Origin of the sequence: Massilia eurypsychrophila (assembly GCF_002760655.1) — a bacterium.
GTDB lineage: Bacteria > Pseudomonadota > Gammaproteobacteria > Burkholderiales > Burkholderiaceae_D > JAFCUW01.
The window spans coordinates 20,254-38,040 of sequence record NZ_PDOC01000013.1 but is presented as its reverse complement, the minus strand read 5'-3'; the positions used below and the strand labels follow the sequence as shown (position 1 = coordinate 38,040).

Here is a 17,787-nt window from a genome sequence, read left to right as displayed (position 1 = left end):
TTAACGCTTTCGCCGGAACGACTTTCTCGAGTACCAGGAACCATCATGGATATATCTACCTTCCTCGCGCAATGCCTCAACGCCGTCCAATACGGGCTGCTGCTGTTTCTGGTCGCCAGCGGCCTGACCCTGATCTTCGGCATCATGGGTGTCATCAACCTGGCGCACGGCAGCTTCTACATGATCGGCGCGTACATGGCGTGGGCGCTGGCGCCGTTGTTCGGCGACCAGTTCCTGCTGCAGCTGCTGGCCGGCGTGGTGCTCGCCGCGGCGCTTGGCTTCGTGCTCGAGTGGATATTCTTCAGCTACCTGTACCAGCGCGACCACCTGCAGCAGGTGTTGATGACGTATGCGCTGATCCTGGTGTTCGAGGAACTGCGCAGCCTGTTGGCCGGGAATGAAGTACATGGCGTCAACATCCCGCCATGGCTGTCCGGATCCATCGCGCTGGGTGACCTGATGTCCTACCCGGTATACAACCTGTTCGCCTCGGCGGCGTGCCTGCTGGTGGCGTTCGGCCTGTACTGGGTGGTCAACCGCACCCGGCTCGGCATGATGATCCGCGCCGGCGCCAGTAACCGCGACATGGTGCGCGGCCTGGGCATCAACATCGGAATGCTGTACCGAATCGTATTCGCGGCCGGCGTGGCCTTGGCCGCACTGGCCGGCATGATCGCCGCGCCGATGGCATCGGTCTACCCCGGCATGGGCGGCCAGGTGCTGATCATCTGTTTCGTGGTGGTCGTCATCGGCGGCATCGGCTCGATCTCGGGCGCCCTGATCGCGTCATTGCTGGTCGGTTTCGTCGACACCTTCGGCAAGGTGCTTTTCACCCAGTTCAGCGGCCTGAGTATCTATCTGCTGATGGCGCTGATTCTGATCTGGCGCCCGCAAGGCCTGAAAAGCAAAGGATATTAAATCATGAGCACCTCCACCCTGACCTCCCCACGCGTGGCGACGCCACGCAGCGCCGCACTGCACGGCGTCTGGCCGCTTGCTGTCGGTTTGATACTTGCCGCCCTGCCGCTGGTGCTCTCGCCCTACCTGCAGGAACTGGTGCTGAAGATCGCGATCTACGCCATCTTCGCCCTCAGCCTCGAACTGCTGGTTGGCTGGACCGGCCTGATCAGCCTTGGCCACGCCGCCTTTTACGGCATCGGCGCCTACATCACCGTGCTGGCGTCGCCTGAATCGGATCCCGGCGCGCTCGCCGTGCTGCTGCCGCTGGCGATGCTCGGCGCCGGCGCTTACGCACTGGTAGTTGGCGCTCTCAGCCTGCGCACCAAGGGCGTGTATTTCATTATGGTGACACTGGCGTTCGCGCAGATGGCGTACTTCGTCTTCCACGACACCAAGGTGGGCGGCGGCAGCGACGGCATCTTCCTCGCCATCCGCCCGCTGCTGCAAGTCGGTCCACAGGTGCTGGTCGACCTCGAGAAGCCCCTGCACATGTACTGGCTCGTCGTCGCCTGCCTGGCCGGCTGCTACGGCTTGCTGGCGTTAATACAGCGCTCGCGCTTCGGTCATGCGCTGGCCGGCATCCGCGCCAACGAACAGCGCATGCGCGCCACCGGCTACAACACTTTCGCCTACAAGCTGGCCGCCTTCGTGATCGCAGCCATGCTGGCCGGCGCGGCAGGCTTTCTCACAGCGGCTCGCAGCGGCGCCGTCAATCCCGAAATGCTGTCGTGGCATGAATCGGGCGCGGTCCTGCTGATGATTATCCTGGGCGGACTTGGCAGCCTGCGCGGCGCAGTTCTTGGCGCTGTCGCCTTTATTCTACTCAAAGAGCTGTATTCGGCCGAGGCGATCATGGGGCCGGCGGCCAGGCACTGGCAACTGACACTCGGGCTGACAATGATCTTTTTCGTCGCAGTGATGCCAAACGGGTTGATCGGCATGGCCGCCCAATGGAAAGCGCGCCGTAACGCCGCAGCCGCCAAAGGAGAACGCGCATGACTACCGCCACCAACGCGGCACCGCTAATGCAGGCAACATCGCTAAGCCGGCATTTTGGCGGCCTGGCCGCGGTCGACCAGGTCTCGGTCGTGCTGCAGGCCGGCGAAGTGCACGCCGTGATCGGCACCAACGGCGCCGGCAAGTCGACCCTGATCAACATGCTGTCGGGCGAAATTGAAGCCTCCGGCGGCGCGATCATGCTGCGCGGCGCGGACATTACCGGCTGGAGCCAGGCACGCCGTGCCCGCGCCGGCGTCGGCCGCACCTACCAGCGCACCACCATCTTCCCGAAGTTTTCGCTGCTGGAGAACTGCCGGCTGGCGGCGCAGGCAGCGGTGCAGCGCCCGTGGAGCCTGTGGCAGGCGGCGACTTCGTGCCGCCAAAGCCTGGATCGCGCATGGGAAGCGCTCGAAGCGGCCGGCCTGCAGGAATCGGCGCACAAAATCGCCGGCGCCATCAGTCACGGGCAGCAGCGCCAGCTCGAGATTGCGATGTGCCTGGCGACGAGTCCGGCCGTGCTGCTGCTCGACGAACCTTTGGCCGGCATGGGCGCCGAGGAGACCGACCGCATGCTGTCGATGCTCGAACGCCTCAAGCAGGCGCACGCGATCCTGCTGGTGGAGCACGACATGGACGCCGTGTTCCGCGTCGCCGACCGGATCACCGTGATGGTCAATGGGCAGGTCATTGCCAGCGACCTGCCCGACAACATCCGCACCAGCGCCGCCGTCAAGACCGCATACCTGGGCGAGAGCCATGCCGAGAAAGCCAGCCATGCTTAAGATCCGATCGCTTAACACCTACTACGGCGACAGCCACATCCTGCACGGCGTCGACCTCGACATCCCCGAAGGCAAGGCGATTGGCCTGCTGGGCCGCAACGGCATGGGCAAGACCACGCTGATTCGGACGCTGATGGGCTTCGTGCCCGCCACTTCCGGCAAGTTGGCGTGGCGCGGCCAGGACTGCACCGGCGCGGCGCCCGAGCGCATGGCGCGGCGCGGCATCGGCTACGTGCCTGAGGGGCGCGGCATTTTCCCTAACCTGTCGGTGCGCGAAAACCTGGCGATGAGCGCGCGGCGCGGACCAGCCGGACGCAACGACTGGGATTTCGAGCGCGTGATGGCGACCTTCCCGAGGCTGGCCGAACGGCTCGATCACGGCGGCCAGCAGTTGTCGGGGGGCGAGCAGCAGATGCTGGCCATCGGCCGCGCGCTGATGACCAATCCCGACCTGCTGATCCTCGACGAGGCGACCGAAGGCCTGGCGCCACTGATCGTGCAGGAAATCTGGCGCGTCATCCGCCTGATCGGCGAAACCGGCATTAGTACACTGATCGTGGATCGCAACTACCATGCCGTGCTGTCGCATACAGACCTGGCGGTGGTGATGGAAAAAGGGCGAATCGCCCGCGCCGGCAGCTCGGCCCAGTTGCTGGAGACGCCCGAAGAACTGGCGCGCCTTCTCGGCGTATAGGGGACGACATGAAAGCGCTTGCCAAAGCATTCCTTCCAATGCTGCACCGCCGGCCCAGCGTTGAGCCAGCAGTCGAGCAACAACAAGTCGAGCCAATCGGCGCCGACCCGGCTGCCCCGCTTGACCTGACGCATTGTGACGAGCATGTCAGGCAGCTGCTCGCCTCGATTCGCAAGGCGATCGACGACATGGCCAGTGCCGGGGTTGTCGCCAGGGCATCCGGCGAGAGCGTGGTGCGTGGCACCGACGCGGTGCGGCAAACGGCCGCTGCGATCAACATCGTCGCCCAGTACCTGGAACGGTCGTTCGAGATCCACCATGCGCTGGCCAAACAGTCATCGATGATCAGCGAGATTGTCGAGACGATCCAGGGCATCGCCAACCAGACCAACCTGCTCGCCCTGAACGCTGCCATCGAAGCAGCACGCGCCGGAGCCGCGGGACGCGGGTTTGCCGTCGTTGCCGCCGAAGTGCGCCACCTGGCAGAACGTTCGCGTGTGTCGGGCAAGGAAATCGGCGTCATCGCCAACCAGCTCAAACAGTCGTCCCACAGCGCTATCGCGGAAGCGGAAGCGACGCTGGCCAATGCGCGGGATGGCGCGCGCCGCGCCAACCTTGCGCTGGTCGCGATGGAAGAGATCGTGGCCGGGGCCAAACAGCGCGTGGTAATCGTCGGCCAGGTCGGGTCGGCCCTCGATCACCAGCTGGTGCTGGGCGAAAGCCTGGCAGGCGACATTGCGGGCCTCAGTTCCCCCTGTGCAGCGGAGGTGAACGGCCGCGCAAAACGATTGTGAACATAGTTGTCAGAAAAATTACAACAAGGAGACCGAAGCATGAAAAAAGTACTAGGTAGTGCGTTAGCAATCGCAGCGGGTTTAGTTTCAAGTGCCGCCATGGCGCAAGTGACGGTGTACGGCATCGTCGACGTCGGCATCGAGCGTGTCACCAATACCAATGCGGCGGGGGACTCCGCCGTCAAGATGCCGTCCCTCACCAGTTCGTTCCCTTCGCGCATCGGCTTTCGCGGCAATGAAGATCTCGGTGGCGGCGTGCAGGCCGTGTTCACGCTCGAGACCGGCTTCGCGCCGGACACCGGCACGATCGGCCAGGGCAACCGTCTGTTCGGTCGCCAGGCGTGGGTAGGACTGAAAGGCGCATACGGCACCCTGATGCTGGGCCGCTTGCCGAACATGACCTTCTACTCGATCCTGAAGGCCGACGTCATGGGCCCGCACATCTACAGCATCAGCAGCCTCGATGGCTACCTGCCGAACTCACGAAGCGACAATGCGATCGGCTACATGGGCACTTTCTCCGGGGTGACGGTCGGCGCGACATACAGCCTGGGGCGCGATACTTCGGCCGCCGGCGGACCTGGCGCCACTGGCTGCGCTGGCGAAGTACCGGGCAACTCCCGGGCCTGCCGCCAGGGCACCGCGCTGCTGTCGTACGACTCCAAGGATTTCGGCGTGCTCGGCGCCTACGACATGCTGTACGGCGGCCCCGGCGCCAACAACGGCATGACCAGCAGCAACTTCAGCGACCGCCGCCTGTCGTTCAACGGCTACGCCATGGTCGGCGGCGCCAAGCTCGGCGCCGGCCTGATCGACCGCCGCACCCGCATGCTCGTCGAGACCGGGACCAAGCTGTACTACTTCGGCGGCACCTATCTGTTCGCGCCGCGGTGGCAGGTCGATGCGCAGGTAGCGCGCCTGTCGGTCGACGACACCGCGAGAAAATCGACGTTGTCGGTGGCGCGCGTGAGCTACCTGCTGTCCAAGCGCACCGCCGTGCATGGATCGCTCGGTTACATGCGCAATGCGGGTGGCGCGGCGCTCGCGGTGGACGCCGGCGGCACGGTCGGCCTGGGCCTGAACCAGACCGGCGTGATGCTGGGGATTCGCCACAACTTCTAAACGACACAGCGGCGGCCGGCATTTCTTCGACAGCCGCCGCCGTTATCCAGCATCAGGACGGGAGAGCACATGCGCGAGATGACGTCGAGCCCTGGAGCGGTGGTCAGGGCACGCGAACTGTTTTTCAATGAAGGCACCTTGCCTCAGGGCCTGGTGCAGGAAGCGGTCCTGCGGTCATGGCAGCGCTGCGCGCAGCGCGGCCGCGACGCCGGCGAGGCGATCGAATTCAACCATGTCAGCCGCAGCGCGCTGTCCGCTTCGGCCGAGCGTAACCGGCGACTGATCATGGCCTCGGAATCGCCCATCCTGAGGCTGGCCGATGCGATGAAGGGCGTCGGTTATGGAATTCTCGTCACCGATCGCGAAGGCGCCTGCGTCGCGGTGCATGGTCCCATCGACAGTTGCGGAAAGATGCTTCGGCAGGCACTGCGCCCCGGCATAGATCTGTCGGAGACCGCAGTGGCCACCAACGCCATGGCCCTCGCCATGGCCGAGGGGCGTCCTATCGGCCTTTGCGGGCCTGAGCATTTTTTCTCGCAAAACCAGACATTTCAATGCGTCGCCGCGCCTATATTCGATGCCAGCGGTGCCTTGGCCGGATCCATCGACATTACCCGCGACACTGGGGCGCCGCGGTTCGGCGCTGTGTCGCTGATCCTCAACTGTGCCGCTGCGATCGAAACCGCGCTGTTCTTGCAAACGCCGGCACATTGCCTGGTGACGCTAAGCTGGAATATCGATGCGGTCATCTCGACCCCGCCCGCGATCGTGGCGTTTGGCGCTGACGGCGAAGTACTGGCCGTCAGCCGCGGTGCGCGCGATTTGCTCGAGCTCGGCGCCATCCTGGCCAAGCTCCGTTTTCAAGATCTGTTCCACGGCAGTTATGCTCACTTCCTGGACCAGGCCAGCCAATCGAATCGCGGCTCACCTCTGACCTTGCAATCGGGACTGCGCATATTCGCACGCGCGCTGGTTGTCAAGCGTGGCGAAGTTGCGGCAGTCCGGGCGGACGCGGCCGGCAAACAAGTTCAGCTGCCCGAGTTTGGCGATGAAGGATGTCAGGCCGCCTTACACAGGGCTACGCGCGCACTCGGCGCCGACTTGCCGGTGCTGCTGCGCGGGGAAACGGGGACTGGAAAGGAAGTCGCTGCACGCGCGCTGCACGCCAACAGCGCCAGGCGCCGGGGGAACTTCATCGCTATTAACTGCGGCGCGATCCCCAGAGACCTGATCGAGGGCGAGTTGTTCGGCTATGCCGACGGCGCCTACACCGGCGCGCGTCGCGGCGGCGCACGCGGCAGAATCGAAGAGGCGAACGGCGGCACCTTGTTCCTCGATGAGATCGGCGACATGCCGCTCGAATTGCAGACGCGGGCCGATCCCCGACAGCATCAACAGCTTCGGCGAATTGAGGGCGCCGGTGGACAAGACCACTTCCTTCGCGGCGCGAATCTTGCGCAGCTTTCCTTGCCAGAGAAATTCAACGCCGGTAGCCCGCTTGCCGGCCAGCGTGACTTTCTGCACTTCGGCCTGGGTCAGCACCGTCAGGTTCGGCCGATCCATGGCCGGGTGCAGATAGTGCGCCGCCATATTCAGCCGCCGCCCGTCCTTGATGCTCGTGTTGGCGATCGAGCAGCCGCCGGGTCCTTCCATCATGGCGCCGTTGTGATCGGCGAACGACGGAATTCCCACAGACGCAGCAGCTTTCATCATGGCCGGCGCGATTGGGTTCGGATTGTGCGCGGGCTGTACCCACACATTGCCGCCTTGTCCGCGGTAGGCGGGATCGGGCGCACCCTGCCAGTTTTCGATGCGCTTGTAGATGGCCAGCACGTGCTGGTAATTCCATGAGGGATCGCCCGCTTCGGCCGCCCAATGGTCGAAATCGTTCTTGTGGCCGCGCACGTAGGCCATCACATTGATGCTGCTGCCGCCGCCGACCGCCTTGCCCATTGCCAGCGAGAGCTGGCGGTTGTTCAGGTGGCGCTGCGGCAGCGATTTGTCGCCCCATTCGCGCTCGGTGCCGAGGTTGGTGAACCAGATGCCGGGATCCTGGATGCTGGCGACCTGGTCGCTTCCGCCGGCTTCGATCAGCAGCACCTTGACGTCCGGGTTCTCGGACAGGCGACTGGCCACGACGCAGCCCGATGAGCCAGCGCCGCACACGATGTAGTCGTACTGCGTCAGCAGGTTACTGGCCAGGGCGGACTGGTTGGCGTCGATCGCCGACGCCTTTTGCGCCATCGCCGACGCCGAGGTGGCCGACAGACCCAGCGCTGCCGCAAATTTCATGAAATTGCGCCGGTCGATCTGGCCGCGCATCATGGCCTGTTCAAGCAAGTTGATACGGTCGCCGCGTTCGAGTTCGCCGCCCTCGGGGAATGCCTTTTTCATCTCGTCTCCGTCCAATATTTGAATGGTGTGCGTCTATCGCGCACGCTGTTGCTGCACTCTCTGCAATGCAAGAGGCATGCCATTCGCAACTGGACCGGATCAAGCGGCCAAGTGACTGATTCTCATGGGGTGATCGATACGCCGCACAACGGTGTCGGGGCGCTGCTGCTCGTCGACACTGTCAGAATGCGACGCGGTAGTAGCGATGTGCGACAGTGCAATGCTATTTGCTGGCGGCGCGGGAAGTCTAGAAGTCGAACCCGGCTATTTGGTGAGCCAGCGTCCGGCCAGCCGGATCAGTGCGGGCATCAGCCAATACACCATCACGCCCGAGATCGAGGTGGCGATCACTCCCTTGAGCAGCAGGTCGTGCAACCCGGGCGCCAACGGATCGGCGACCGAGTGGACCAGCCAAGGCATGACAACTGTCAAAGGGAATACGGCAGCGGTGGACAGCATCCATTGTTTCCAGCGCCTCGGCGCCGGTCCAGCACCGGGAGGCGTGAACCAGAAATCAGAGCCGGAATGGACATGAAAGCGGTCTTCGCTAAGCAGCCATGGCATCGCGTCAACCAGCAGCCCGGCGCGCGTGTCCGACGCCAGCCACGCCTGCGCGCCAGCTTCGCTGTCGAAGCGAACGACCACGATGAAGCGCAAGCCGGAACCAACCGGGCGGATCACATCGGTGGCAAGAAATCCGGGAAAGCTCGAGTGGGCCTGGATGGCCCTGAGCATCCACCGCTCATAGTGCTCACGGTGATCAACGTGAACATCGTGGACGATGACGCTGGTGCCGTGGGCATCGGTGGTCGACATACTCATGTGAACTTTCCCTTCCTTTTAAAACGCCGTCGCCCTGCCTGATCAGCTCAGAACGAGTGACGCAAGCCGGCCGACAGGCCCGACTGGTTCATGCCAGCGCCAACCGTTCCGCCGACGTCGAGCGCGATCGCAGCCGACCCGCCGTTCTTCATATGCCCGAGTGAACTATACACAGCCGTACGCTTCGACAGACTGTACGTCAGGCGCAGGACCGACAAGGTCGAGTCGTTGGCGCTGCCGTCGACGTCGTGCCGCGCCACTTGGCCATCGAGCTGCAAGGCTGGCGTCAGCGGGTGACTGGCGCCGATGTAGTAAAGATCCGTCTTCAGATCGTTAACGGGGGTCGCCGCGACCTTCCTGCGCGCCATCGCGCCGGCGCCAATCTTCGTGGCGCCAACCATTGCGTAGCCATTGAGCGTCGTGCGCCGATCGCGCGATTCACTGGTGGTGAGACCGCCGGCGGCGCCGGTATTGCCATACATGATGTCGTAGGACGTGGTCACGCCCCAGGCCTTGTTGTCGTAGCCCAGCAAGGCAGTCACCTGGCGGCACGCCTTGGAGTTGCCGGCGACCTCGCCGGCGCAGTTCGTTGCCGATGGGCCACCGGCGGCGGAAGCGTCGCGGCCCAGGCTATACGTTGCGCCGACCGTGAACGCGGAAAAATTGCCAAGGTAGCCGATGGCGTTATCGCTGCGCGCGTTCGGAATGTACAGGTCGATGCTCGACATGCTGAACAGGTTCGGCCCCATCACGTCCGACTTGAGCGCCGACAGGAACGTCATGTTGATCTGGCGTCCCAGCGTCAGCGTGCCGAATTCGCCCTTCAATCCAACGTTCGCCTGGCGACCGAACAGTCGGTTGCCCTGTCCCATGGTGCCGGTGTCGAGATTCAATCCGCCTTCGAGCACGAAGATCGCCTGCAGCCCGTTGCCAAGGTCTTCGGTTCCGCGAAAGCCCAGGCGCGAGGGAGCACTGCCTGTCAACCCAGGCATCTTGACCATCGAGTCGCCGGCAGCATTGGTATTCGTCGTGTAGACCAGCCCGCTGTCGACAACGCCGTAGATAGTGACCTGGCTTTGCGCCACCGCCGAACTTGCGGTGGCGCCGCCGATGAGTGCCAGGGTGGCGGCGAGAACTACTTTTTTCATTACTATGTCTCCAGTTTTGTTTTACTTAAAGAAACTACGCGGGTTATTCGCTATCGGGTTGTCGCGCCGGATGGGCAAGCTGAAATTCGGGCAGCTCCTGGCACGCCGCGTCGATCGCGCGCAAGGTCGGAAACGGCGCCAGATCCAGCCCGAAGCGGCCGGCGGCAAACAGCTGCGGTACGAGGCAGCAATCTGCCATGGTCGGTGTATCGCCGACGCAGAAGCGGCCGCGTTGCGGGTCGCGCGCCAGCTCGGTCTCCAGCGCCGTCAATCCGGTGACGTGCCAATGATCGATCCATGCTGCCTTCGCCGCTTCGTCGGCGCCAAGCGGGCCGGTCAAATACTTCAGGACGCGCAAATTGTTCAGCGGATGAATGTCGCACGCCATCGCCAACGATAGCTGACGCACCTTGGCGCGCTCACGCGGCGCAGACGGCAGCAACGGCACCGCCGGATAGGTCTCGTCGAGGTATTCCATGATCGCCAGCGACTGGCTGATATCGATGTCGCCATCGCTCAGTACCGGTACCAGCTGCTGGGGATTGCGGTCGCTGTTGGCCGGATTGAACTGTTCGCCGCCATTGCGGTTCAGGTGTATCGAGGCGTACTCGAACGGCAGGCCTTTCAGGTGCAGCGCTATACGCACGCGATACGCCGACGAACTGCGAAAATAGTTGTGCAGTACCAGCTTTGAATTGCTCATGAAACCCCCATATATTGTTGAACGATGGCGGGCTCGTTGCGAAGCTGGGCCGAATCTCCCTGCCACACCACCCTGCCCTTCTCCATCACGAAGTGGCGGTCGGCCAGCTTCAGCAGCGCCCCGACGTTCTTGTCGATGACGATCTGCGCCAGCCCTTCCTGCTTCAGTTTTGCGAGCACGGCCCATATTTCGGCGCGGATGAGCGGCGCCAGCCCTTCGGTCGCCTCATCGAGCACCAGCAGCTGCGGGTTGGTCATCAGCGCGCGGCCGATGGCGAGCATCTGCTGCTCGCCGCCCGACAGCTGCCAGCCATGGTTGCCGCGCCGCTCCTTCAGGCGCGGGAAAAATCGGTACACCCGCTCCAGGTCCCACAATTGCAGGCTGGCTTGGCCGTGGCGCGGTGCGCGCGCGGTGGCGATCAGGTTCTCTTCGACCGATAACGTCGGGAACACCTGGCGCCCCTCCGGCACCAGCCCCAGGCCAAGCCGGGCGATGCCATGCGACGACATCGACGTCAGCGATTTGCCGCCGAAGGTAATGACGCCTGACTTCACCGGCAGCATGCCGAACAGGCACTTGATCGTCGTCGAGCGGCCCATGCCATTGCGGCCGAGCAGGGTCACCACTTCGCCCGCCTTGACGTCGAAGCCCATGCCGAACAGCGCCTGCGCGTGGCCGTAGGCGGCCTGCACGTTTTTCATTTCCAGTAGCGTGGTCATCTCAGTCCTCTTCTTCGCCCAGGTACACCGCCCGCACTTCCGGATGGTTGCGGATCTCGTCGGGGGTACCGGTAAACATCACCTTGCCGTACACCAGCACAGTGATGCGGTCGGCCAGCGCGAATACCGCTTCCATGTCGTGTTCGATCAGCAGGATCGTGTAGCTGCCCTTCAGGCGCGTCAGCATCGCCACCACGGCGGCCGACTCCTGCACGCTCATGCCGGCCATCGGTTCGTCGAGCAGCAGGAACTTTGGCTGGGCTGCCAGCGCCATTGCCATCTCGAGCTGGCGCCGCTCGCCGTAGGCCAGGTCGGCGGCCGGCACATCCGCGCGCGCCGCCAGGCCACAGGCCACCAGCGCCTCATCGGCCGCCCTGGCCGGCCCCGAGCGGCCCAGCATCGGCTGCAGGAAGCGCCAGCCGTGCTCGCGCGCACCGACTGCGGACAGCACGGCGTTTTCGCGCACCGTGAAGTCCTCGAAGATCGACGTGATCTGATACGAGCGCAGCAGGCCGCGCCGGGCCCGCTCGTGAATCGGCAGCGCGGTGACGTCGGCGCCGTCGAACCACACGCTGCCCGAACTCGACGCCATCTCACCGGACAGCTGGTTGATCAGCGTGGTCTTGCCGGCGCCGTTCGGACCGATAATGGCGTGCAGTTCGCCCGGCGTGATGTCGATCGATATCGCGTCGCTGACCAGGATGCCGCCGAAGCGCTTGACCAGGGATTCTGTACGCAGCATGCTCATGCGTGTTCTCCCACCGCAGCGACCTTCACTTCATCGGGGCGGCCGCGGCGGCGATGACCGATTTTTTCCAGCAGGCCGGCCAGGCCCGCGGTACGCAACAGCGCGATCAGGAAGATGGCGAATCCGAACACGGCCGGCCAAGCTTCCGTGAATCCCTTCAGGACCTCCTCGGCGCCGATAAAGGCCAACGCGCCGAGCAAAGGTCCGAACACCGTCCCCAGGCCACCGAGCACGATCATGACGATCAGGTCGCCGGAGACGATCCAGCTCAGCGTCGCCGGCGAGGCGAACGCGGTCAGGTTGGCCAGCAGCATGCCGGCGATGCCGCACAAGATCGCCGACATCACGTACGCGACCAGCTGGTAGCGCGTGCTGCGAAAGCCGATCGCGTTGACCCGGCGCGCGTTCTGGCGGGCGCCGCGCAGCACCATGCCAAATGGCGACGCGCGCAGCCGCGCACCCCACCAGATCACCAGGCACAGCACCGCCAGCGCGACCCAGTACAGCGGCAGCGTCTGGCCGAGGCTGACACCGAAGAATTCGCTTGGCGCGGCCACCGGGGTGCCGTCGTCGCCGCCATACTGCTTCAGGCTGACGAACACGAAGTAGCCCATTTGCGCGAACGCCAGCGTGATCATGATGAAGCCGATGCCGGTCGTGCGCAGGCTGACGGCGCCGGTCAACAGGCCCACCAGGCCGCACGAGACGACGCACACCGCCAGGTGAATCCAGCCATTGCCGATGCCGTGAAAGGCAGGAATGGCCACGCTGTAGGCGCCCAGTCCGAGGAACAGCGCGTGCCCGAGACTGACCAGGCCGCCGAAACCGAGCGCCAGGTTCAGAGCGGTGGCGGCGATGGCGTAGATGATAATGCGAGCGAAGAACGCGATATAAAATGACTGCCCGGTAGCGCCAGCGATAAATGGGACTAGTGCGAGCAGCAGCAAGAGCAGCAGCGGGACAAAGTTGCCCGGCCTGCGCAGTGTTTCAAATGACGACATCATGTCCTCCCGGCGGGAAACAGGCCTTGCGGACGCACAGCCAGCACGACGGCCATCAGCAAGTAAATAAGCATGGAAGCGAGCGCCGGACCGGCCGCATTGGCGACGTCGCGGCTGGCGACTTCACGCAACAGGGTCGGCAGGAAGGCGCGGCCGAGGGTGTCGGCGATGCCGACGATCAGCGACGCATACAGAGCGCCGCTGACCGAGCCGATGCCGCCGATGACGATCACCACCAGCGCGGTGATCAGCACTGGCTCACCCATGCCGGTCTGGATCGACATGATCGGTCCGGCCATGACGCCGGCCAGCCCGGCGAGCGCCGCGCCCAGCGCGAACAGCACCGAGTTGAGCAGCTTGATGTCGACGCCGAGTGCCGACACCATCGCCGGGTTCGACGCGCCGGCGCGGATCAGCATGCCCAGCCGCGTCTTGTGCATCAGCAGATGCGCCCCTACCGCCACCACCAGCCCGACCACGATGATGGCGAAGCGATAGCTCGGGTAGGTGATGCCGAACAGGTCGACCGTGCTTTCGAGGAAAGCCGGCAGCGGCAGGAAGTACGGCTGCGGCCCCCAGATGATGCGGGCCATCTCGTTAAAGAACAGCACCAGGCCGAACGTGGCAAGCACATGGTCGAGGTGATCGCGCCCGTACAGGCGCGAAATCGCGGTCCGCTCGAGCAGCACCCCCAGCACCACGCAGCCGGCCACCGCGGCCAGCACCGCCAGCGCGAACGAGTCGGTGTGCTGGTAGGCGGTGGCGGCGAAGTACGCGCCGAGCATGTAAAGTGAGCCGTGCGCCAGGTTCACGAAACTCATGATGCCGAACACCAGCGTCAGGCCGGCGGCAAGCAGGAACAACAGAACGCCGAACTGCAGGCCGTTCAGCAGCTGCGTCAGGATGAGACTGATACTCATGGGGATCTCCGCAACCTGGCTTTACGGCATCGAGCACTTGGCTTGATACGCATCCGAGTGATTTGCCAGTGGCGTGCCAAGCAGCTTGATGACCGGTGCAGGACCTGCGCTGGCAACCTGAAACGCATAGTAATTCTGGATCGGCATGTTGTTCTTATTGAAGCGGAACGGACCGCGCACCGACTTGAATTCCTGCCCGGCGCTCTTGACTGCTGCAGCCAATGCCTTCTTGTCGGCGTAGTTCGCACCAGCGCGGCGAATCGCCACATCGAGCAGGCGGGCGGCGTCATAGGCGGTGGCTGCATACTCGCTTGGCAGGCGCTTGTACTTCGCGCGGAACGCTTCGATGAACTGCTTGTTTTCCGGATTGTCGATGGCGATGTCCCACATCGCGCCCGAGATGGTGCCGGTGGCGGCATCGCGCAGCGCCGGCATGGTGGTGCCGTCGACGGTGAACACGGAATAGTTAGGAATCGATTTCAGCAGTCCGGCCTGGCTCAGCTGGCGGATGTAGTTCACGCCCATGCCGCCCGGGTAGAAGGCAAACACCGCATCCGGTTTGGCCGCCTGCAGCTGCGAGATCTCGGCCGAATAGTCGGACTGCCCCACTTGGGTGTACACCTCGTCGACGATCTCGCCCTTGAAGAAGCGCTTGAAGCCGATCAGCATGTCCTTGCCGGCCTGGTAGTTCGGCGCCATCAGGTAGACGCGCTTGATGCCTTTCTCCTGCATGTACTTGCCCATGCTCTCGGCGGCGCCGTCGTTTTGCCATGCCACCGAAAACACGTTCGGCGCGCAAGCCGCACCGGCCAGCGGCGACGGACCGGCATTGGTGGCGAGCGCCACCGTACCGGAGTCCACCAGCGGCTTCAGGGTCGCCATCAGCACGTTCGAAAAGCCCAGGCCCACGATCGCGTGGACCTTGTCCTTTTCAATGAATTTCCGAACGACCTGGTTGCCTACTTCCGGCTTGAGCTGGTCGTCCTCCTTGAAGATCGTAACGGCTTGGCCGCCCAGCTTGCCGCCGCCCTGCTCGAGCGCGAGCATGAAGCCGTCGACCTGGTCTTGGCCCACTACTGCGACAGGACCCGACAGTGGGCCGGAAAGGCCGATTCGTACCTGGGCGCTGGCTTGCGTTGTCACACCGGCGATCAGCAGCGCGGCACAGAGGATTTTGTAGTTGTTATGCATGAATGTCTCCTGGTGGGTAAAAACAGTTAGCCGAGATCGACGAAGACACGTCCGTTTTCGATCTTGACGGGGAAAATGCGCAGCGGATCAGTGGCCGGCTGGCACGTCGCGTGGCCGCTGCGGATGTCGAATTTCCCCTGGTGCAGGGGGCACTCGATCTCGTGGCCATCGAGGAAGCCGTCGCACAGGCGGGCGTGGCCGTGGGTGCAGATGTTGTCGGTCGCGAAGACGGTGCCGTCGACGCCATACAGCGCCAGCTCGGCGCCGCCGACCATCACCGCGGTGACGTCATCGTCCGGCACATCGGCCAGCGCGCTGACGTCGGTCCAGTTTTCTGCCATGGTGTTCTCCTAGATTGGGTAGATCAGCGAGTTCGGAATCATCTCGCTGTCGTAGATGCAGTGGCGTTGCTCGAAGCGCAGGCCGTCGGGGGTGATGCGAATCCGGTCCAGGTAGCGGCCGACGTTAAATACCGTCGTCTCCTGGCTCAACTTGGTGCGGAACACCGCGTAGTTGGCCTGCGCGACGATGACGCCGTCCGCCACCGTTTCGACCAGCGGCGCGCCGGTCACGTGGCGCTGGTAGTACGGATCGTGGAACAAAGTTTCCTTGATGCCGTAGGCGCGGTCGCGCAGCATGCCGCCGCTGATCAGGGCAAGCGTGGCAAGCGGCAGACCGCGTTCATGGTTCTCGCGCGGCTGGACGCGGTAGTCGCAGTCTTCGACAAACAGCGAGATCCACTTGTCCCAGTCGTTGGAGTCGACCGCCGCGGCGTACTCGGCATACAGTCGGTTGAGCGCCATCCAGGTATCGAAATCGAGCGTGTTCATACCTCCATTACCTTTCGCCAGTAGTTGTACATTCCGCGGATCAGCGTTTCGGTCACCATGTGGTCGGTGTTTTCGACGCCGTAGCCACCCAGTTCGGCCAGCGTGCGGTGGTTCGGCTTCTGCTCGAAGCCCATCTGCGACAGCTCGATCACCTCGCCGTCGTCGGCCGAGACAAAGCCGGCGGGCCCGAACAGGTTCGCCTGGATCAGGCGGCGTTCCGTCATTTCCGGCGTGTCGTCCTCGAAACCGAAGTGGGTCCAGACGAAGTCGAACGATCCGGCGCCGTCGGGCTGGATGTGGCGGGTCGATACGCTGTTGACCTGCTGCTGGAAGATCACGCTCGGGAACACCGTCATCATTACCGCCGTCGGGCCGTTCCACCAAGGTTCCGGCACGATGTCGAGCAGGCGCTTGTCGTTGATCTCCATGCCGGCCTTGAAGGACGTCACGCCGGCGGTCACTTCCTTGCTGGCCGCCTGCTGTCCGCGCGTCGAAATCATCGCCGCGTGACGGTACTGCGCATCCATCTTCAGTTCCGACTTGTTATCGGCGCGCCACAGCCCGTAAGTGACGAACCAGGTATGCAGCAGGCCCGGATGATAAGGGTCCTTGATGTTCTCCTGCATCAGCTTCCAGTTGCCCGGAATGCGCTGACGGTTGTAGCCGAGGATGGTCAGCTTGCGGCCGTTGAACAGGCGGTCGAAATACGCCGTCATGTCCGGCCCGAGGAAGTCCTCGAGCGACTCGATGTCATGGTCGAACGACGCGAACACCACGCCGCCGCGGGTGGCCACCTTCAGCTTGGTCAAACCGTGATCGGCGGTGTTGAATTCTTTCGGCATGCCGCCGTTGATCTTGCCGTCCTGTTTGACCCCGCGCCGGAACGGCACACCCTGCAGGTCGCCCGTCAGCGTGTAGGTCCACTGGTGGTAGGGGCAGACAAACTCGGTCTTGTTGCCATGGCGCTCGCGGCAGAACTGCATGCCGCGGTGCGCGCAGACGTTTTCGACCACGTTAATGCTGCCGTCGGCGGCGCGCGTCAGGATGACGGATCGCTCGCCGATGACCGAGCGCTTGTAGTCGCCCGGGTTGGGGATTTCCGCTTCCAGGCCGACGTAGCACCAGTGGCCGTGGTAGAACAGGCGCTCGAGTTCGCGCTTGTACAGCGCCTCGTCGGTGTACGCCCAGAACGGAATGCGGCTGGACCCTGGCTGGTCCCAGACCGGCTTGATCGGGAACACGGCAGCCATGTCAGCTCTCCACGCGCACGGTGATGGCGGTGAGGCCTGCCACCGAACCGTGCATGACGTCGCCGGGAACAACCGCGTTGACGCCTTCCGGGGTGCCGGTCATGATGATGTCGCCCGGTTCCAGCGTCTCGTATTCGGACAGGTAGGCAATCGATTCAGCGACCGACCAGATCAGCTTCGAGATGTTCGACGACTGGCGGTGCTCGCCGTTGACAGTCAGCGCGATGGTCGCGTCGGACAGGTGACCGACATCGCTCACCGGATGGATCGGGCCAATCGGCGCCGACTGCGAAAACGATTTGCCGAATTCCCACGGCCGCCCTTTGTCGCGCGCTTCGAGCTGCACGTCGCGGCGCGTCATGTCGAGGCCGACCGCGTAGCCGTATACATGCTCCAGCGCCTGTTCAACCGGGATGTTCTTGCCGCCCTTGGTGATCGCCACGACCAGCTCGATCTCGAAGTGGAAGTTCGACGTCTTCGGCGGATACGGTATCGTCACTTCGGCGTTGTCGACCGCCACCGCGGCGTTGGCCGGCTTCATGAAGAAGAACGGCTTTTCGCGGTCCGGATCGCGGCCCATCTCGCGCGCATGCGCGGCGTAATTGCGGCCGACGCAGAAGATGCGGTTGACGGGAAAGCGCTCGTCGCTGCCGGCGACTGCGAGTGTGTAGACGGGTGCTGGGGGAACTGCGTATTTCATGTTGGTCTCC

At 63.9% G+C, this 17,787-nt stretch carries 19 protein-coding genes and 3 pseudogenes; 8 read left to right on the top strand and 14 right to left on the bottom strand.

Annotated features, from left to right (window positions below):
* Positions 1 to 45: 45 nt before the first annotated feature.
* The 7 genes and pseudogenes from CR105_RS18490 to CR105_RS29710 form a co-directional block, all read left to right on the top strand.
* Entirely contained in the window at positions 46 to 918 is an 873-nt protein-coding gene (locus CR105_RS18490; protein WP_099790880.1) for a branched-chain amino acid ABC transporter permease, read from the top strand.
* 3 nt (positions 919 to 921) lie between these two features.
* Complete coding sequence (locus tag CR105_RS18485) at positions 922 to 1,959, top strand: branched-chain amino acid ABC transporter permease (RefSeq protein WP_099790878.1); 1,038 nt, start codon at positions 922 to 924, stop codon at positions 1,957 to 1,959.
* Positions 1,956 to 2,741 carry an ABC transporter ATP-binding protein gene (locus CR105_RS18480; protein WP_099790876.1) on the top strand — a complete coding sequence of 262 codons (786 nt, stop codon included), beginning with the start codon at positions 1,956 to 1,958 and terminating at the stop codon, positions 2,739 to 2,741. The genes CR105_RS18485 and CR105_RS18480 overlap by 4 nt, the downstream gene beginning before the upstream one ends.
* Entirely contained in the window at positions 2,734 to 3,435 is a 702-nt protein-coding gene (locus CR105_RS18475; RefSeq protein WP_099790874.1) for an ABC transporter ATP-binding protein, read from the top strand. The genes CR105_RS18480 and CR105_RS18475 overlap by 8 nt, the downstream gene beginning before the upstream one ends.
* Positions 3,436 to 3,443: 8 nt before the next feature.
* Entirely contained in the window at positions 3,444 to 4,229 is a 786-nt protein-coding gene (locus CR105_RS18470) for a methyl-accepting chemotaxis protein (protein ID WP_099790872.1), read from the top strand.
* Between the two features lie 39 nt (positions 4,230 to 4,268).
* Positions 4,269 to 5,351 (top strand): porin, encoded by a 1,083-nt coding sequence (locus CR105_RS18465; protein ID WP_099790870.1) that lies wholly within the window; start codon positions 4,269 to 4,271, stop codon positions 5,349 to 5,351.
* A 69-nt stretch (positions 5,352 to 5,420) separates the two neighbouring features.
* Positions 5,421 to 5,906 (top strand): annotated as a pseudogene (locus CR105_RS29710) (sigma-54-dependent Fis family transcriptional regulator); the annotation flags it as partial.
* A gap of 168 nt (positions 5,907 to 6,074) precedes the next feature.
* Here CR105_RS29710 and CR105_RS28970 read toward each other — a convergent pair.
* A complete protein-coding gene (locus CR105_RS28970; RefSeq protein WP_229414002.1) occupies positions 6,075 to 6,227 on the bottom strand; it encodes a hypothetical protein in 153 nt (50 codons plus the stop codon).
* A gap of 231 nt (positions 6,228 to 6,458) precedes the next feature.
* Between CR105_RS28970 and CR105_RS29500 the strand changes: the two are divergent.
* A pseudogene (locus CR105_RS29500) lies at positions 6,459 to 6,665 on the top strand (sigma 54-interacting transcriptional regulator); the annotation flags it as partial.
* A 111-nt stretch (positions 6,666 to 6,776) separates the two neighbouring features.
* Here CR105_RS29500 and CR105_RS28960 read toward each other — a convergent pair.
* The 13 genes and pseudogenes from CR105_RS28960 to CR105_RS18395 all read right to left on the bottom strand — a co-directional run.
* Positions 6,777 to 7,673, bottom strand: a pseudogene (locus CR105_RS28960) (GMC family oxidoreductase); the annotation flags it as partial.
* A 336-nt stretch (positions 7,674 to 8,009) separates the two neighbouring features.
* The gene (locus CR105_RS18450) at positions 8,010 to 8,567 is read right to left on the bottom strand and encodes an antibiotic biosynthesis monooxygenase (protein WP_099790866.1); all 558 of its coding nucleotides are present in this window, start codon (positions 8,565 to 8,567) and stop codon (positions 8,010 to 8,012) included.
* A 47-nt stretch (positions 8,568 to 8,614) separates the two neighbouring features.
* Positions 8,615 to 9,715, bottom strand: a complete 1,101-nt coding sequence (locus CR105_RS18445; RefSeq protein ID WP_099790864.1) for a porin — start codon at positions 9,713 to 9,715, stop codon at positions 8,615 to 8,617.
* Between the two features lie 43 nt (positions 9,716 to 9,758).
* Positions 9,759 to 10,418: a maleylacetoacetate isomerase gene (gene maiA / locus CR105_RS18440; protein WP_099790863.1), complete on the bottom strand. Its 660-nt coding sequence runs from the start codon at positions 10,416 to 10,418 to the stop codon at positions 9,759 to 9,761.
* Positions 10,415 to 11,137 (bottom strand): ABC transporter ATP-binding protein, encoded by a 723-nt coding sequence (locus CR105_RS18435; RefSeq protein WP_099790861.1) that lies wholly within the window; start codon positions 11,135 to 11,137, stop codon positions 10,415 to 10,417. The genes maiA and CR105_RS18435 overlap by 4 nt, the downstream gene beginning before the upstream one ends.
* 1 nt (position 11,138) lies before the next feature.
* Positions 11,139 to 11,885: an ABC transporter ATP-binding protein gene (locus tag CR105_RS18430; protein WP_099790859.1), complete on the bottom strand. Its 747-nt coding sequence runs from the start codon at positions 11,883 to 11,885 to the stop codon at positions 11,139 to 11,141.
* The gene (locus tag CR105_RS18425; RefSeq protein ID WP_370660695.1) at positions 11,882 to 12,886 is read right to left on the bottom strand and encodes a branched-chain amino acid ABC transporter permease; all 1,005 of its coding nucleotides are present in this window, start codon (positions 12,884 to 12,886) and stop codon (positions 11,882 to 11,884) included. The genes CR105_RS18430 and CR105_RS18425 overlap by 4 nt, the downstream gene beginning before the upstream one ends.
* On the bottom strand, positions 12,886 to 13,806 hold the full coding sequence (locus tag CR105_RS18420) for a branched-chain amino acid ABC transporter permease (RefSeq protein ID WP_099790855.1): 921 nt from the start codon (positions 13,804 to 13,806) through the stop codon (positions 12,886 to 12,888). The genes CR105_RS18425 and CR105_RS18420 overlap by 1 nt, the downstream gene beginning before the upstream one ends.
* Positions 13,807 to 13,827: 21 nt before the next feature.
* Positions 13,828 to 14,997: an ABC transporter substrate-binding protein gene (locus CR105_RS18415; protein ID WP_099790853.1), complete on the bottom strand. Its 1,170-nt coding sequence runs from the start codon at positions 14,995 to 14,997 to the stop codon at positions 13,828 to 13,830.
* A gap of 26 nt (positions 14,998 to 15,023) precedes the next feature.
* On the bottom strand, positions 15,024 to 15,338 hold the full coding sequence (locus CR105_RS18410; protein ID WP_099790851.1) for a non-heme iron oxygenase ferredoxin subunit: 315 nt from the start codon (positions 15,336 to 15,338) through the stop codon (positions 15,024 to 15,026).
* Between the two features lie 9 nt (positions 15,339 to 15,347).
* Positions 15,348 to 15,827, bottom strand: a complete 480-nt coding sequence (locus CR105_RS18405) for an aromatic-ring-hydroxylating dioxygenase subunit beta (RefSeq protein ID WP_099790849.1) — start codon at positions 15,825 to 15,827, stop codon at positions 15,348 to 15,350.
* Positions 15,824 to 17,077, bottom strand: coding sequence for an aromatic ring-hydroxylating dioxygenase subunit alpha (locus CR105_RS18400; protein WP_099790847.1), 1,254 nt, complete (start codon positions 17,075 to 17,077; stop codon positions 15,824 to 15,826). The genes CR105_RS18405 and CR105_RS18400 overlap by 4 nt, the downstream gene beginning before the upstream one ends.
* A 1-nt stretch (position 17,078) precedes the next feature.
* Positions 17,079 to 17,777, bottom strand: coding sequence for a fumarylacetoacetate hydrolase family protein (locus CR105_RS18395; protein WP_099791038.1), 699 nt, complete (start codon positions 17,775 to 17,777; stop codon positions 17,079 to 17,081).
* Positions 17,778 to 17,787 lie beyond the last annotated feature (10 nt).